Annotated in this window: 14 protein-coding genes and 1 other RNA gene; 11 read left to right on the top strand and 4 right to left on the bottom strand. The window is 65.4% G+C overall.

All coding sequences use genetic code 11. The features are described from left to right. Window positions 1-25: 25 nt before the first annotated feature. From IVB26_RS10830 to IVB26_RS10840, 3 genes are all read left to right on the top strand, one after another. Window positions 26-1825 (top strand): ABC transporter ATP-binding protein, encoded by a 1800-nt coding sequence (locus IVB26_RS10830; protein ID WP_247971646.1) that lies wholly within the window; start codon window positions 26-28, stop codon window positions 1823-1825. A 55-nt stretch (window positions 1826-1880) separates the two neighbouring features. After that, entirely contained in the window at window positions 1881-3287 is a 1407-nt protein-coding gene (locus IVB26_RS10835) for an MATE family efflux transporter (protein WP_247971647.1), read from the top strand. Window positions 3288-3353: 66 nt separating this feature from the next. After that, the gene (locus IVB26_RS10840) at window positions 3354-4664 is read left to right on the top strand and encodes an O-antigen ligase family protein (RefSeq protein ID WP_247971648.1); all 1311 of its coding nucleotides are present in this window, start codon (window positions 3354-3356) and stop codon (window positions 4662-4664) included. On the opposite strand, the gene IVB26_RS10845 is transcribed toward IVB26_RS10840, so the two are convergent. Beyond that, a complete protein-coding gene (locus IVB26_RS10845; protein WP_247973135.1) occupies window positions 4623-5366 on the bottom strand; it encodes a sulfite exporter TauE/SafE family protein in 744 nt (247 codons plus the stop codon). The two genes, IVB26_RS10840 and IVB26_RS10845, sit on opposite strands and share 42 nt — an antisense overlap. Before the next feature lie 225 nt (window positions 5367-5591). On the opposite strand from IVB26_RS10845, the gene IVB26_RS10850 reads away from it, so the two are divergent. Further along, window positions 5592-5855 carry a hypothetical protein gene (locus IVB26_RS10850; RefSeq protein ID WP_247971649.1) on the top strand — a complete coding sequence of 88 codons (264 nt, stop codon included), beginning with the start codon at window positions 5592-5594 and terminating at the stop codon, window positions 5853-5855. A gap of 1 nt (window position 5856) precedes the next feature. On the opposite strand, the gene IVB26_RS10855 is transcribed toward IVB26_RS10850, so the two are convergent. Next, on the bottom strand, window positions 5857-7227 hold the full coding sequence (locus IVB26_RS10855; RefSeq protein WP_247971650.1) for an aminotransferase-like domain-containing protein: 1371 nt from the start codon (window positions 7225-7227) through the stop codon (window positions 5857-5859). A 49-nt stretch (window positions 7228-7276) separates the two neighbouring features. Between IVB26_RS10855 and IVB26_RS10860 the strand changes: the two genes are divergently transcribed. Together IVB26_RS10860 and IVB26_RS10865 are read left to right on the top strand one after the other, a co-directional pair. After that, on the top strand, window positions 7277-7732 hold the full coding sequence (locus IVB26_RS10860; protein ID WP_458309346.1) for a DUF983 domain-containing protein: 456 nt from the start codon (window positions 7277-7279) through the stop codon (window positions 7730-7732). Window positions 7733-7804: 72 nt separating this feature from the next. Next, window positions 7805-8518, top strand: a complete 714-nt coding sequence (locus IVB26_RS10865) for an alpha/beta fold hydrolase (RefSeq protein ID WP_247971652.1) — start codon at window positions 7805-7807, stop codon at window positions 8516-8518. 182 nt (window positions 8519-8700) lie between these two features. Here the strand turns inward: IVB26_RS10865 and rnpB are convergent. Next, window positions 8701-9117: RNase P RNA component class A (gene rnpB, locus IVB26_RS10870), an RNA gene on the bottom strand. A gap of 150 nt (window positions 9118-9267) precedes the next feature. Between rnpB and IVB26_RS10875 the strand changes: the two genes are divergently transcribed. Together IVB26_RS10875 and IVB26_RS10880 are read left to right on the top strand one after the other, a co-directional pair. Beyond that, complete coding sequence (locus IVB26_RS10875) at window positions 9268-9621, top strand: YciI family protein (RefSeq protein WP_247971653.1); 354 nt, start codon at window positions 9268-9270, stop codon at window positions 9619-9621. A 19-nt stretch (window positions 9622-9640) separates the two neighbouring features. Beyond that, entirely contained in the window at window positions 9641-10873 is a 1233-nt protein-coding gene (locus tag IVB26_RS10880) for an RNA polymerase sigma factor (RefSeq protein ID WP_247971654.1), read from the top strand. Between the two features lie 118 nt (window positions 10874-10991). On the opposite strand, the gene IVB26_RS10885 is transcribed toward IVB26_RS10880, so the two are convergent. Continuing rightward, on the bottom strand, window positions 10992-11774 hold the full coding sequence (locus IVB26_RS10885) for an N-acetylmuramoyl-L-alanine amidase (RefSeq protein WP_247971655.1): 783 nt from the start codon (window positions 11772-11774) through the stop codon (window positions 10992-10994). A 524-nt stretch (window positions 11775-12298) separates the two neighbouring features. On the opposite strand from IVB26_RS10885, the gene rsmH reads away from it, so the two are divergent. Genes rsmH through IVB26_RS10900 form a run of 3 tightly spaced genes read left to right on the top strand, consistent with a single transcriptional unit; the run spans window position 12299 to window position 15423 of the window. Beyond that, complete coding sequence (rsmH, locus tag IVB26_RS10890; RefSeq protein WP_247971656.1) at window positions 12299-13288, top strand: 16S rRNA (cytosine(1402)-N(4))-methyltransferase RsmH; 990 nt, start codon at window positions 12299-12301, stop codon at window positions 13286-13288. Between the two features lie 3 nt (window positions 13289-13291). Beyond that, a complete protein-coding gene (gene ftsL, locus IVB26_RS10895; RefSeq protein ID WP_247007354.1) occupies window positions 13292-13684 on the top strand; it encodes a cell division protein FtsL in 393 nt (130 codons plus the stop codon). Next, entirely contained in the window at window positions 13681-15423 is a 1743-nt protein-coding gene (locus IVB26_RS10900; protein WP_247971657.1) for a peptidoglycan D,D-transpeptidase FtsI family protein, read from the top strand. The genes ftsL and IVB26_RS10900 overlap by 4 nt, the downstream gene beginning before the upstream one ends. Window positions 15424-15503 lie beyond the last annotated feature (80 nt).

Below are 15503 nucleotides of genomic sequence, written 5' to 3' on the forward strand. Positions count from 1 at the left end.
GCGCCAAAGGCGGCCGGATGATGTCATGACCGCTCTGTCAAAAAGGCCCGCGGCGATACGCGTGGTGCTGCCGTTCGTGTTCCGGCACTGGCTGAAGCAGCCCGGGCGTGGGCTGATCGTGGCCGGCGGCCTATTGGGTGCGACCATCGCCGACCTGTTCATGCCGGTCTTCTCGGGCCGGCTGGTGGATGCGCTGACGCGCGGCCCGTCGGATCCCGACGCGCGGCATGCCGCCCTGGTGGCCTTCGGCGCCATCGTGGCGCTGGGCGCGGCCTCCGTGGTGCTGCGGCTGGCTGGCCTGCAGGCGATCGTGCCGTTCACGCTCAAGACCATGTCGGACGTCGCACAGGAGGCCTTCATCCGCGTGCAGCGCTTCTCCACCGACTGGCACGCAAACTCCTTCGCGGGCTCCACCGTGCGCAAGATCACGCGCGGCATGTGGGCGCTCGACCTGCTCAACGACACCATCCTGATGGCGTTGGCGCCCTCGCTGCTGGTGTTGATCGGCTCGATGGTCCTGATCGGGATGCATTGGGCCTCGCTCGGCGTGGTGATCGCGGTCGGCGCGTTCTTCTACGTCACCATCACCGTCGTGTTCTCGACGCGCTACATCGCGCCAGCCGCCCGAGTCTCCAATGCCTGGGACACCAAGGTCGGCGGCACGCTTGCGGATGCGCTGACGTGCAACGCGGTGGTGAAGTCGTTCGGCGCCGAAGCGCGCGAGGATACGCGGCTCGGCCGCGTCATCAACCGATGGCGCGTGCGGGTGCGGCGGACCTGGCTACGCTACAATTACACGGCCATGGCGCAGCTGTCGCTGCTGCTCTGCCTCCGCACGTCCGTGATCGGCGGCGCGGTGCTGTTGTGGATGTCGGGGCATGCCTCCCCTGGCGACGTGACCTATGTGCTGACCAGCTACTACATCATCCACGCCTATTTGCGTGACGTCGGCATGCACATCAACAACCTCCAGCGCTCAGTCAACGACATGGACGAGCTGGTGGCGATCCATGCCGAGCCCATCGGCATCGCCGATGCAACCGGTGCGCGGCCGATCGCGATCGAGGGCGGCGAGATCGTGTTCGACGACGTCACGTTCCACTATGGCGGCCATCGCACGCCGCTCTATGACGGGTTGTCGGTGACGATCCGGGCCGGCGAACGTGTGGGTCTCGTCGGACGCTCCGGGTCCGGCAAGACCACCTTCGTCAAGCTGGTGCAGCGGCTCTATGACGTCAGCGGCGGCCGCGTGCTGATCGACGGGCAGGACATCGCGCACGCCACGCAGCAATCGCTGCGCAGCCAGGTCGCGATCGTGCAGCAGGAGCCGATCCTGTTTCACCGTTCGCTCTCCGAGAACATCGCTTATGGCCGGCCCGGCGCCAGCCTGGAGGCGATCGAGCAGGCGGCGCGGCTGGCGAACGCGCACGACTTCATCCTGCGCCTGCCGAAGGGCTACGGCACGCTGGTCGGCGAGCGCGGCGTGAAACTGTCGGGCGGCGAGCGGCAGCGCGTGGCGCTGGCGCGCGCGTTCCTGGCGGACGCGCCTGTGCTGATCCTGGACGAGGCGACCTCGAGCCTCGATTCGGAATCGGAGGCGCTGATCCAGCAGGCGATGGAGCGGTTGATGAAGGGCCGCACCTCGATCGTGATCGCGCACCGGCTGTCGACGGTGCGCAGCCTCGATCGGATCCTGGTGTTCGACCGCGGTGAGATCGTCGAGCAGGGCACGCATGCCGTGCTCGCGGGCAAGCCAGGGGGCATCTATCGCGGCCTGTTCGAGCGCCAGGTGGTGGAGCTCGGACATATCGCAGCAGCGGAATGAGGGCGCGGGACGGCGGGGCGAACGTTCCGCCGTCGCTCCGCCTCAGGGGGAAGACATGAAAGACCTGACGAACGGCTCTATCGTGAGACACATCCTGGCCATGGCACCTCCAATCATGGTCGGCATGGTCACGATCATGATCTGCCAGCTGGTCGACCTCTATTTCGTGTCGGGGCTGGGCGATGCCGCCGTCGCGGGCGTTGCCGCGGCCGGCAATGGCGGCTTCCTCGTCAACGGGCTGATGCAGGTGCTCGGCGTCGGCGCAGTGGCGCTGATCGCGCATGCCGTGGGACGCAAGGACCGGGCGGATGCAAACCTGATCTTCAATCAGGCGATGGTGCTGTCGGTGCTGTTCGGACTGTCGACCCTGGTCGCAGGTGCCGCGCTGTCGCGCCTCTATATGCGTGCGATCGCGGCGGACCAAGCCACGATCGAGGCGGGGACCACTTACCTGCTGTGGTTCATGCCGGCGCTCGCGTTGCAGTTCGCGACCCAGGTGATGGGATCGGCGCTGCGCGCCACCGGTATCGTTCGCCCCGTCATGCTGGTGCAGACGCTTGCCGTGGCCATCAATATCGCCCTGGCGCCGGTCCTGATCACGGGCTGGGGCACCGGCCATGCGCTCGGCGTCGCCGGTGCGGGGCTGGCGAGCTCGATCGCGGTCGCCATCGGCGCGCTGATGCTGCTGGCCTATTTCCGCAAGGTCGAGCGCTATGTCGCGTTCAATCCGGCGCAGTGGCGTCCGCAGCCGCACCATCTGAAGCGCATTCTCAATGTCGGCCTGCCGGCCGGCGGCGAGTTCGCGATGATGTTCATCTTCATGGCGGTGGTCTACTACGTGCTGCGCGATTTCGGCGCGGCGGCGCAGGCCGGCTTCGGCATCGGGCAGCGCGTGCTCGGCCTGATCAACATGCCTGCGCTCGCGGTCGGGCTGGCGGCCGGGCCGATCGCCGGCCAGAACGTCGGCGCAGTCAACGCTGCGCGCGTGCGGGAGACTTTCGTCAAAGCCGCTTTGATCGTCACGACCGTGATGGCCGGCTTCATGACCGTTGCCCAGGTGAAGCCGGAGTTGCTGCTCGGCGGATTCTCGAACGACCGCGAGACCATGGAGATCGCCTATCTGTTCCTGCGGATCATCTCGCTCAATATGATCGCGCAGGGGCTGATCTTCACCTGCTCGAGCATGTTCCAGGCCCTCGGCAACACCAAGCCGGTGCTTTTGAGCTCGGCGACGCGCGTGTTCACTTACTCGCTGCCGGCGATCTGGCTCTCGACGCGGCCAGGCTTTCGCATGGAGTACGTCTGGTACCTCTCGGTCGCGGCGACGATGTTGCAGGCGGGCTTGAGCCTGTGGCTGTTGCGCCGCGAGTTCAGGAAGCGCCTGCCGCCAATTCGGCAGGCCGAGGCTCCGGCGCAGGCCGAGGCCGATCCCGTGACGCCTCCCGTGCGTGCGCCGGCGTAGCAACGCTTGTGACCAGCCCACGGCTCCGGCTAATTTGCCGCGCCGTGGAGTGGCCAAAGGGGCGCGATGACCGGGGTGTCGAACGACCAGCAGGCGGTGTCTTGGCTCGCCGCAATCTGGGCGGCGCGCTATCGCACGCCGGCCCGCTTCGTCGCGCTGATCGCGCTGCTGCTGCCGTGGACCACGACCGGACTGATCTTTGCGCTCATACCCTGGCTGATCGCGTTCGCGTTCGTCGATCTCCGCGAGTTTCCGCGTTCGCTGCTTCGTCCGATCTGCCTGCTGCCGATCGCGCTGGTCGCGCTCGCCGCCGTCGGCACGCTCTGGTCGGATGCGCCATGGCCGGAACGAATCCATGCGATAGGGCCGGCAACGAAGCTGCTGGTCATCCCGCTCCTGATCTACCAGTTCGAGCGCTGGCCCTACGGTCATTGGGTGTTTTACGCGTTCCTGGTGTCCTGCACGGCCTTGATGCTCTATTCCTTCGCCGTCGCCATCGACCCGGCGCTCTCGCTGAAGCTCTATCTGTCGCGTGGACCCTACAAGGTCGAAAGCGGGATCGCGGTGCGCAACTATATCGATCAGAGTCAGGAATTCGCGCTCTGTGCGCTGGCGCTGGTCTATCCGATCGTGGCGCTGTTGCGACAACGCCGCATGACCATCGCGGTGCTGTTGGTGGCACTCGCGATCGGATTCCTCGCCAACATGATCTTTGTCGTGGTTTCGCGCACGGCGCTGGTGACGCTGCCGATCCTGGTGATGGTGTTCGCGCTCCTGCATCTGCGCCGACGTACGGCGCTGCTCGTCGTAGGCGCCATGGTGCTATTGGCCCTGCTGCTCTGGAACGTCTCGCCGAATCTGCGCACGACGGTGGCCAAGTTCAGCGCAGACTATGAGACGAGCGTGCAGGATGGTCAGGTCAGTGGTATGGGGTCACGCCTGGAGTATTGGCGAAAGTCCCTGGGCTTCATCGCCGACGCGCCGTTGGTCGGCCATGGCACCGGCTCGATCCGCGGCCTGTTCGCAAGCGTGGCTGCCGATGCGCGGATCGATCCACTGCGCGGGGAGATCGTCAGCAACCCGCACAATCAGACCCTTAGCGTCGCCGTGCAGTGGGGCGTCGTCGGCGTCCTGATCCTCTACGCGCTCTGGTTTGCGCACCTCTCGCTGTTTCGCGGCGAGGGGCTGGCCGCTTGGATCGGCCTGCTGGTCGTGGTGCAGAACATGCTGACCTCGCTGCTCAACACCCATTTGTTCGACTTCACGCCGGGCTGGGTCTACGTGCTCGGCGTCGGTGTCGCCGGCGGCATGGCGCTGGCGAGAAGGGGCGCAAGGCTAGTGCACGCCAAAACTGTTCCAGACCAGGCCGAGGCCTGACAGAAACAAGAGGCCGAGCACGACATCGCCAAAATGCTTGTCGCTCAGCGCGTGATAGACGCGCGCACCGGCCCATGCGCCGATCAAGGTGCCCGGAAACGCGATCAGCGCCAGCCAGACCACCTTGAACGCGACGAGGCCCGAGGCGGTCTGCAGCACCAGCGCGGTGGCGAGCACCGTGAAATTGAAGAGCTGGAAGATGCCGCGCCGTTCGTGCTTGTTCCAGCCGCGGATGTTGGCCCACAGGATCGGCAGCGGACCGGACAGGCCGGCAAGGCCGCCCAGGATGCCGCCGGCAAAGCCGATCGCGCCGTCGGCGATGCGGCCGCCGAACTTGAAGGCGAGCGGCTTCTTGTTCAGGTACAGCGCGCTCGAAAAGATCAGGAGCAGCACGCCGACACTTAGCTTGAACACTTTTGGATCGGCAGAGGCGACCATCATGATGCCCAGCGGTACCCCGATCAGTCCTCCGATCAGGAAGGGCCAGACCAGCGAGAGATCAAAACTCTTCCACATCGAGGGCAGCGTCGAGGTCTGCGCGATCACGGAGCAAATCAGCACCAGCGGCACGGCGAGGGAGGGCGGCAGCACGTAGAGCCAGATGCCGAGCGCCATCAATGCCGTGCCGAATCCCGCCAGCCCCGAGACGAAGCCTCCGGCCAGCGCGCCGAACAGCAGCAGGACGTAGGTGAGCGTTTCCAACAGATCGTCCTCTTCGCCGGGCGATCCCGAAGTGTTGATCGCCAGGGCTCGCATAACACGCTTGCTGCCGTGCAGGTCAATCCACGCTGCACGCAAGCGTGATCTGCGGCGTCGGGCTTTTACGGAAGACGCGCCTACATGACGGTCGTACCTCAATCTTGGGGCCGCCCGAAATGATCATCCGCTCGGATCGATCAGTCCCGAATGCGATGATGGAGAATGACCATGACCCGCGCCAAGATTGCCGTTGCAGCCGCGCTGCTGGCGGCGGCGCTGACGCCGACAATGGCCCAGGCGCAGCTCTCCGAGCCTGCGGCCTATCAGGCCGCCCATCCCGACCGCGATGTGCTGAATGGCGGCCAGCTCACGCCTGCGGCGCGGGCGGCGCGCGGGCTGCAGGGAATGCCTGATGATGCGTATGCATCGCAGGTCTATCCGTCGCCTGCGGCACCGGCCGTGCGCTCCAGCCATCGCCGTCATCGTCGATGATCTAGACGATCTGCCTGGTGTCGGCGGGCTTCTGCAGCGCGCCGACCAGGATGCGCAGCGCTTCCGTCAATTCCGATCTGTTGCGTGCCGCCCCCAGCGAGACGCGTGCCGCGTGCGGCGGTGTCCCATCGACTGTGAAGGCATCGCCGGCGACGACCGCAAGTCCATTCCGCAGGAGATGTGCGGCAACATCGGGCCGGTCCTCAGGCAGCCGCAGCCACAGATGATGCGCGGCGGGCTTGGCCAGGAACTGGAAGCCCTTCAGCGCGCGCTGCGCGAGCTGCTGACGTCCGACCGCCTCGCTCCGGATGGCGGTGATGATGCGATCGGCAATGCCGCTTTCGATCCAATGCGTCACCAGCGCGACCATCAGCGGCGCCGGCATCTGCACGGTCGCCTGCAAATATGTCCGCATCTCCCGCTGCGCGTCGCTGTCGGGCGTCACCAGATAGGCAACGCGCAGCGCCGGCGCGATGCATTTCGACAGCGTGGTCGCAAGATAAGTCCGCTCCGGAATGAGGCCCGCGATCGGCGATGCCGAGCGGTCGAGCAGGCCGTAGGCGTCGTCCTCGATCAAAATCGTGTCGGTATCGCGGATGATCCTTGCGATGGCGCTGCGCCGCTCGGGGGAAAGCGTCGCGGTGGTCGGATTGTGCAGCGTCGGAATGAGATAGACGGCCCTTGGCCGGTGCACGCGGCAGGCCTTTGCCAGCGCGTCGGGCAGGATGCCGCCGTCATCCATGGCGACGCCGACGAGCTTGACGCCGAGCCGCATTGCTGCGGCCTTGATGCCGGGAAATGTCAACGCTTCCGTCAGCACGATGTCGCCGGGTCGTGCGAGATAAGCGAGCAGGTTGAACAGGATCGTCTGCGCGCCCGGAAAGATCACGAGCTTGTCGGCCTGTGCGTGTGGCACCCGAGCACGCATCCAGCGCGCGGCGACTTCGCGCTCATGTGTGCTGCCGCCGGGCGGCTGGTAGTTGAGATAGGCCGTCAGGCCCGATTGCCCCCGGATCGCTTCCATCCCGGCGATGATGCGTTCGTCGAGCTGCGCCTCGAGCGGATGCGGCGGCACGTTCATCGAAAGATCGATCGCGACGGGATGCGGCAGGTCGGCCACGCGGCGTGCGCTGGTCTCCGACACGAATGAGCCCTGCCCAACGCGAGCTTCCATGATGCCGCGGCGCCGCGCCTCGGTGTAGGCGCGCGTTACCGTGGTGAGGTCGATGCCGAGCGCTTTTGCGAGCGCGCGCTGGGTCGGCAATTGCTGGCCGCGCACCAGCCTTCCTGCGGCGATGTCGGCCTCCATGGCGTCGACGATGCGCTGGTAGCGCGGCCCTGAGAGCTCCGAGATTGTAGGAGTCCAATCCATGCAATTGAGGCCCATATCCTTTGAATGTATGGATGCAAGATAATATTGTATGGATCGTTGGAAAGGAAGAGGTGTGGTCATGGCGGTCTCTCTGGCAAAGGCGATGTGGCGCGGCTTCAGCGGCAAATGTCCAAATTGCGGGGAAGGGCGCATGTTCGGCCGCTTCCTGAAGGTGACGGAGGCTTGCGACCATTGCGGCGAGGAGTTGTTTCACCAGCGCGCAGACGACTTTCCGGCCTATCTCGTAATGGTCGTGGTCGGCCATCTCGTGGTGCCGGCGATCCTTGCGGTCGAGACCGCCTACGCGCCGCCGGAGTGGTTGCAACTCGCGGTGTGGCTGCCGGTGACGCTGTTCGCCTCGCTCGCATTGTTGCAGCCGACCAAGGGCGCCATCGTCGGGCTGCAATGGCAGCTCGGCATGCACGGATTCGAGGCGAGCAAACTGCGGCGCGAAGCGGATGAGCTTGCGCCGGTGCTGGTGAAGGCGGACACGCGCGCGGCATAGGCGGCCGCAGCGTTTACATCGCGCGACCGGCCGCTACACTCCATCGTATCAACAAGAACGATGGAAACGCCGATGGCCACACGTGCGAAGACCTTCCTGCTCTGTCATGGCGCCTGGTCCGCCGGGTGGGCCTGGAAGAAGATGCATCCGCTGATGGCTGAGGCCGGTCACCGCCTGGTGGCGCCGACCTACACCGGCCTTGGGGAGCGCGCGCATCTTGCCAGTCCTTCGATTGACCTCGAGACGCATATCCAGGACATCCTCAATGTCATCAGATTCGAAGATCTCAACGACATAGTGCTGCTCGGCCACAGCTATGGCGGCATGGTCGCGACCGGTATCGCCGATCGCGCCCGCGAGCATGTGACGCAACTGATCTATCTCGACGCCTTCGTGCCGCGTGACGGCCAGTCGCTGTTCGATCTCCACGGGGGTGGACGCGAGCCGATGCGCAAGGCCGCAAGCTCCGGCGACGGCTATCGTGTTCCGCCAAACCCGCCGCCGCCGGATACGCCGCAAGCTGATCTCGACTGGCTGAATGCCCGCCGGGTGGACATGCCGATCAAATGCTTCGAGACGAGATTGAGGCTCGCACATGGCGAGCCGTCGATGCCGCGCAGCTACATCTATTGCACGCGCATTCCGCCGGGCGATGTGTTCGGGCAATTCGCGACGCGGACGAAGAGCGAGGAGGGTTGGCGCTATTTCGAGCTCGACGCCAGTCATGCACCGAATGTGACGGCGCCGGAGGCGCTGATGGCGGTGTTGGAGAAGATCGTCGCGTAACTCTCGCCGTCATTCCGGGGCTCGCGCAGCGAGAACCCGGAATCCATCAGGCGGCAGGGCCGGTGGATGAATGGATTCCGGGCTCGTGCTGCGCACGCCCCGGAACGACACCGGTTGAATGGCTGTGCGTCGGCCCAAATGGTGAGGGGCCCGGCGCATTCACGCCGAACCCCTCGTTGCAAGATATCAGCCGGCCTGTAAGCCGGGTTCTGTAAGGCACCGCCCGCTTGCGCGGACGATACGTGACGGCCATTCCTCTGGGACCATGTTTGCACACGGCCTCGAGCAACCTACCCGGACGGCGGGCCTGACATCGCCCCGCGGCGTTATCGCTTGCGCGAACAGCCCGCTACGCCGTCCCTATTCGGTTTTGCTCCCGGTGGGGTTTGCCATGCCGGCTCCGTTGCCGGACCCGCGGTGCGCTCTTACCGCACCTTTTCACCCTTACTTCCTCCGAGGAGGGAGCGGTTCGTTCTCTGTGGCACTTTCCCTGGGGTCACCCCCGCCGGACGTTATCCGGCACCGCATGTCAAGGGAGCCCGGACTTTCCTCCCCGGCGGCCTTTCGGCGCTTGCCGGAGCGGCCGTCCGGCCGACTGACGGCTTACGCATGGGGCATTTGTGACGGTTCCGTCAAGCCGAGATCGCCGCGCACGCGGCATCGGAAATAAATTATCCTGAAGATGTCGTTTGGAGCGTGCCCCGTTCGACTGGGTGTCGGCGACAGAGCCGAACAACAGGAGTGAAGCGATGCAATATCTGCTGATGATCTACCAGAACGAGGCCGAGTACGCGAAGATTGACACGGGCACCACCCAGAAGATGTCGGCGGAGTATGAGGCCTTTACGCAATCCATCATCCGGAACGGCAATTTCAAGGCCGGCGATCGGCTCCGCCCGACCACGACGGCGACCACGGTCCGCGTGCGCGATGGCAAGACGCTAACGACCGACGGTCCGTTCGCGGAAACGCGCGAGCAGCTCGGTGGCTACTATCTGATCGAGGCCAAGGATCTCAACGCCGCGATCGAGATCGCAGCGCGAATTCCGAGCGCGCGCGTCGGTTCGATCGAGGTGCGGCCGATCTGGGTTTACGACAAGTGACGGCTGAGCTGCGCGTCGCATGACCCCTTCCGAGATCGAAAAGATCTTCCGCGACGAGGCGGGGCGGGCGCTGGCCACGCTGATCCGCCTCGTCGGCGATTTCGATCTCGCCGAGGACGCGCTGCAGGACGCCTTTGCGGTTGCGCTCGAACGCTGGCCGGCGTGCGATCTGCCCGACAATCCGCGCGCCTGGCTGGTCAATGTCGCCAAGCACAAGGCGATCGACAGGGTTCGCCGTCAGGCGACCTTCCGCGGCAAGCAGCAGGCGCTGGTGCACGAGCTCGAGCTGAACGCGCAGGCGCCCGAAGAACTGCCGGCAGTGCTCGACGACGACATGCTGCGGCTGATCTTCACCTGCTGCCATCCGGCGTTCGCAGCCGAGGTCCAGGTCGCGCTCACGCTGCGCACGGTCTGCGGGCTGTCGACCACGCAGGTCGCGCGCGCCTTTCTCCTCAGTGAGGAGGCAATGGCGCAGCGGCTGGTCCGCGCCAAGCAGAAGATCAGGCTCGCCGGTATCCCCTATGAGGTGCCCGAGCGCGGCGCGCTGGCGCCGCGGCTCGATGGCGTGCTCGCCGTGATCTATCTCGTCTTCACCGAGGGCTATGTCGCGACCGCCGGCGCGGATCTGATGCGGCCCGATCTTGCGGCTGAGGCCATCCGGCTCGGCCGCTTGCTCGACCGGCTGATGCCGGATCGGGCCGGCATCAAGGGCCTGCTGGCTTTGATGCTGCTGCACGATGCGCGCCGTGCCGGGCGCGAGACGACGGCCGGCGATATCGTGCTGCTGGAAGAGCAGGACCGCATGCTGTGGGATCGCGCGCAGATTGAAGAGGGCTTGCGTTTGGTCGACGATGCGCTGCGCGTCCCCGGCCGGCCGCAGCCTTATGCCGTGCAGGCCGCGATTGCCGCGCTGCATGCGCGTGCGTCGAGCTTCGAGCAGACCGACTGGCGGCAGATCGCCGGGCTCTACGAGGTGTTGCTGCGCATCGGCCCCTCTCCGGTGATCGAGCTCAACCACGCTGCCGCCGTGTCGATGGTCGATGGGCCGGGGCGGGCGCTCGATCTCGTTGATGCGATCAGCGCCCGAGGCGGGCTCCGCGGTTATGAGCTGCTGCCAGCGGTGCGCGCGGATCTGTTGCGGCGTCTCAGCCGCAAGGAAGAGGCGCGCGAGGCTTATCAGGCAGCGACGGAGGCGACGCAGCTCGAGCCGCTGCGGAGATTGTATGCGCGGAGAGTGAGGGAGATGGAGTAGGCTCTATCAACCCGTCATTGCGAGCGAAGCGAAGCAATCCAGACTGTCGCCGCGGAGGGATTCTGGATTGCTTCGTCGCAAGAGCTCCTCGCAATGACGGAGGATAGAGCTTCCTCCGTCATTTCGACGCGACCGTCGTTCCCTCCGTCGGCAAGCTCGCCAGCAGCGCCTGCAAGGTCGACAGCGTCGAATGGTCTGCGACACCGTCGAGCCGCGCCGGGCGGAAATGGCGCTGGAAGGCGGTGACGACTTCCATGGTCGCGGCGTCGTATTTGCCGGTCAGCGGCACACCGTAGCCGTATCTGGCGAGCGCCTGCTGCAGACCCAGCACCTCATCGCTGATGGTGCCGAGCATCAGAGTCTCGCCGCGCACGACAGGGGCGGGCGTGACCCAGTGACCGACGCCGGAATTGGCCAGCGAATGCCACGGAAATTTTTCGCCCGGGTCCTTCTTGCGCGCGGGCGCGACATCGGAATGGCCGAGCACCCGGTGGGTCGGCACCTTGCGGCGAAGCATGATGCCGCGGCACAGTGCGATCACGGCGGCGATCTGGCGCAGCGGATACTCGGGATAGCCCCAGTCATGGCCGCGATTGACGATCTCGATGCCGATCGAGCAGGAATTGACGTCGTCCTCGCCGGCCCAGGACGAGACGCCGGCGTGCCAGGCGCGCCTTGTCTCGGGCACGCATTGCACGATGCGGCCGTCCTCCAGCACGACGTAGTGCGCCGAGACTTCGGTGCCCGCCGTGCACAGCCGGGCCAGCGCGCCCTCGACATCAGGCATACCCGTGTAGTGCAGCACGATCATGTCGGGCTGCCGGCCCTTGTTGCGCTCGCCATGGTTCGGCGAGGGTATGATGTCGGAGACGATCGAGGAGTCAGGTTCAAACGTCCGCATGTTCGCCGCGGCCTTGGGAACCGGGAGAACGCGTTGACGCTTCGAATCAGATCCAGACGGTGTGGACGAACCGGACGGTGGCATAGACAAACCAAGTCGAACGAGAATGGACCAAGCCCTTCTCTTTACTATTCCTTTACCCTCCACCGCGCGCAATCGCGCGGCGCGGTTAACGGATGCATTTTGGCGCAGTGTGTGGATGAAGCATCACCGCCGCTGCACCTTTTCGTCTTGTAAGGAGCCGATCAACGCTTTCTTAACGCTAAGGGCCGTTACTGAGGAATGAAGAGCCGACCCGTGCCCGGAGGCGGCCAAAGCGTATTTTGGCTCGAAATCCCATGGCTGCCCGACAAATTCCACTGGCAACACTGGGTTTGCAGCCCGGGACGACCGGGTTCGGTAACCATGCTGGACTGAGGCTTTGTCGTGGAACCGCCGCGACGCGGAGTGATTCGAGGCGTTATGGGCTTGTTCGTCCCCGATCTCGCTTGGACGTCGGGCTGGACCTCCGGCCGGCGCGGCGCATGAGCTCGGCTCCGCACATTCCCGTTCTTGGCCGCGAGGCCATCGCCCATCTCGCCCCGCGCGAGGGCGGCATCTATGTCGACGCCACTTTTGGCGCCGGCGGCTATAGCCGTGCGATCCTGGAGGTGCCGGGAACCCGGCTCATTGCCATTGACCGCGACCACACTGCGATCACGGGCGGCGCCGAACTGGTCGAACGCTCGGCGGGCCGGCTGACGCTGGTCGAGGACCGCTTCTCCAACCTCGCCGAGGTCTGCGCCGCGCAGGGCATCGAGACGATCGACGGCGTCGTGATGGATGTCGGCGTGTCCTCGATGCAGCTCGACCAGGCCGGTCGCGGCTTCTCCTTCCGCCTCGACGGCCCGCTCGACATGCGGATGGGGCAGGTCGGGCCGACTGCGGCCGACGTGGTTGCCCGCGTCTCCGAAGGCGATCTTGCGGACATCATCTATCAGCTAGGTGAGGAGCGGCAGTCGCGCCGCATCGCCCGTGCCATCGTCGCCGACCGGCAAGAGACACCGTTCACGACCACGCGTTCGCTCGCTGATCTCATCGGCAGGATCGTCCGCTCAAAGCCCGGAGATATTCATCCGGCGACGCGGACGTTTCAGGCGCTGCGCATCTTCGTCAACGAAGAGCTCGAGGAACTCCAGACCGCGCTGGCCGCGGCCGAGCGGGTGCTCAAGCCGGGTGGCCGCCTCGTCGTGGTCTCGTTCCATTCGCTGGAAGACCGCATCGTCAAGAATTTCCTCTCTGAGCGCTCCAAGACCGGCGGCGGTTCGCGGCATCTGCCGGAGGTGGCGCAAGTCCCGCCGAGCTTCCAGCTGCTGACGCGGCGGCCTGTCATCGCCGGAGAGGACGAAGTTGCGCAAAATCCGCGCGCGCGTTCCGCAAAACTGCGCGCAGCCGAGCGCACCATAGCGCCGGCGCATGACGATGGCGAACCGTCGTCCTGGCCAAAGCTCTCCGACGTGATGAGGGGCGGCTAGCGCATGCGCATCATCCACCTCCTCGTCATCGGCGCGCTGATCTTCGCGGCGGCCTATGTCTACCGGATCAAGATGGATTCCACGGCGCGCACCGAGAAGGTGCTGCGGCTGCATGCGGAAATCCGCGAGCAGCGCGACGCGATCGCTTCGCTGCGTTCCGAATGGGCCAAGCTCGATGCGCCCCACCGGTTGCAGGGCCTGTCCGACCGGCATCTGCAGCTCAAGCCGGTCAACGGCACGCAATATGATTCGCTGAAGAATCTGCCGGAGCGTCCGCCGCGGATGTTCAGGCCGGGCGAGCCCGATCCGATCGGGGCCATGCTCAACACCATCGAAGCCGCGAGCGATCCTGACAATGTGACGGGCTCCGTGCCTCAGCCCGAGGACAAGCAATGAGCGCTGCGACTCCGGCCAAACCCACAGAACCTTGGCGCCAGCGGCTGATCCGCAGCCTGCTGTACGGGCGCAATGTCGACCGCGCCGCGAAGGCGCGCGCGCGCGTGGGTCTGGCGATGCTCGCCTTCGCCTCGGTCTACGCCCTGATCGGCGGCCGGCTCGTGATGTTTGCGATCGGCGCGGATGCGCATGGTGCACGCCGAGCCGCGGCGCAGGAGGTGGTTGCGACCGCACGCCCCGACATCGTCGACCGCAACGGCGCCATCCTTGCGACCGACGTCAAGGCTGCGAGCCTGTTCGGCGAGCCGCGCCGCATCATCGACAAGGACGAGGCGATCGAGCTTCTCACCGCCACCGTGCCCGACCTCGACGAGGCCGAGGTGCGAGAGCGCCTGAGGACGCGCAAGGGCTTCGTCTGGCTCAAGCGCGAGGTCACCGCGAAGCAGCAGCAGGCCATCCACAAGCTCGGCATTCCCGGCATCGGTTTCCTGCGCGAGAACAAGCGCGTCTATCCCACCGGCAACGAGGTCGCCCACCTCATCGGTCTCGTCAACATCGACAACCAGGGCATCGCCGGAATGGAGAAGTGGCTCGACAATCAGGGCCTCGCCGATCTCCACCGCGCCGGCTTTGCCACCGACCGGCTCCAAAAGCCGATCGAGCTTTCGATCGATCTGCGCGTCGAGCATGCGCTGCGCGACGAGCTCTTGAAGGCCAAGGACAAGTTCCACGCCAAGGCCGCCTCCGGCATCATCTCGAACGTCAAGACCGGCGAGCTCGTGGCGATGGTTTCCCTTCCCGATTTCGACCCCAACAATCCGAAGGAAGCGCACGATCCTGACCGTATCAACCGCCTGACCACCGGCGTCTATGAGATGGGCTCGACCTTCAAGGCGTTCACGCTGGCGATGGCGCTCGATTCCGGCAGGATCAATTTGAACACGTCTTGGGACGCGCGCGGAAACCTGCACTACGGCAAGTTCACCATCCACGACAGCCACCCGCTCGGACGTTTCATCAATACCAAGGAAGTGTTCACCTACTCGTCCAACATCGGCGCGGCGCGGATTGCGCTGAGCCAGGGCGTCGAGGCACACAAGGCCTTCCTCGCCAAGATGGGCCAGCTGACGCGGCTGCGCACCGAGCTTCCGGAGAGCGCGGCTCCGCTGGTGCCGCGACGTTGGGGTGAGCTGAACACGGTCACCATCGCGTTTGGCCAGGGTATGTCGGTGGCGCCACTCCAGGCGGTGATGGGGATCAACGCGCTGGTGAACGGCGGTTATTTGATTCCGCCGACCTTCATGAAGCGCAGCGAGTCCGAGGCCGCGGCGATGGCCAAGCGCGTCATCAAGCCGGAGACGAGCGACAAGATGCGGTTCCTGATGCGGCTCAACGCCGAAATCGGCACGGCCAAGACCGCTGACATCAAGGGCTACTATGTCGGCGGCAAGACCGGCACGTCCGAAAAGGTCATCAACGGCCGCTATGCCAAGAAGCGTGTGCTGAACTCCTTCACGGCGATCATGCCTTGCGACGACCCCAAGTATCAGATCCTGATCATGCTGGACGAGCCGCAGGCCATTCCCGAAACGAAGGGTTTCATCACCTCGGGCTGGAACGCGGTGCCGACCGGCGGCAAGGTGATCGAGCGGATCGCGCCGCTTCTGGGCGTCGAGCCGCGGTTCGATCTGCCGCCTGCGGAACGCCTTATTCTTGCAGCATCCAGGACAACCCAGTAATCAACGGGGTAGGCCATCGCCGCTGCTGAGTCGGGGCATTTCCCGGAGATTCGGCTTTGCGGGAGGGCATGTCGACTGGA

This window comes from Bradyrhizobium sp. 195 (assembly GCF_023101665.1).
Taxonomy (GTDB): Bacteria; Pseudomonadota; Alphaproteobacteria; order Rhizobiales; family Xanthobacteraceae; genus Bradyrhizobium.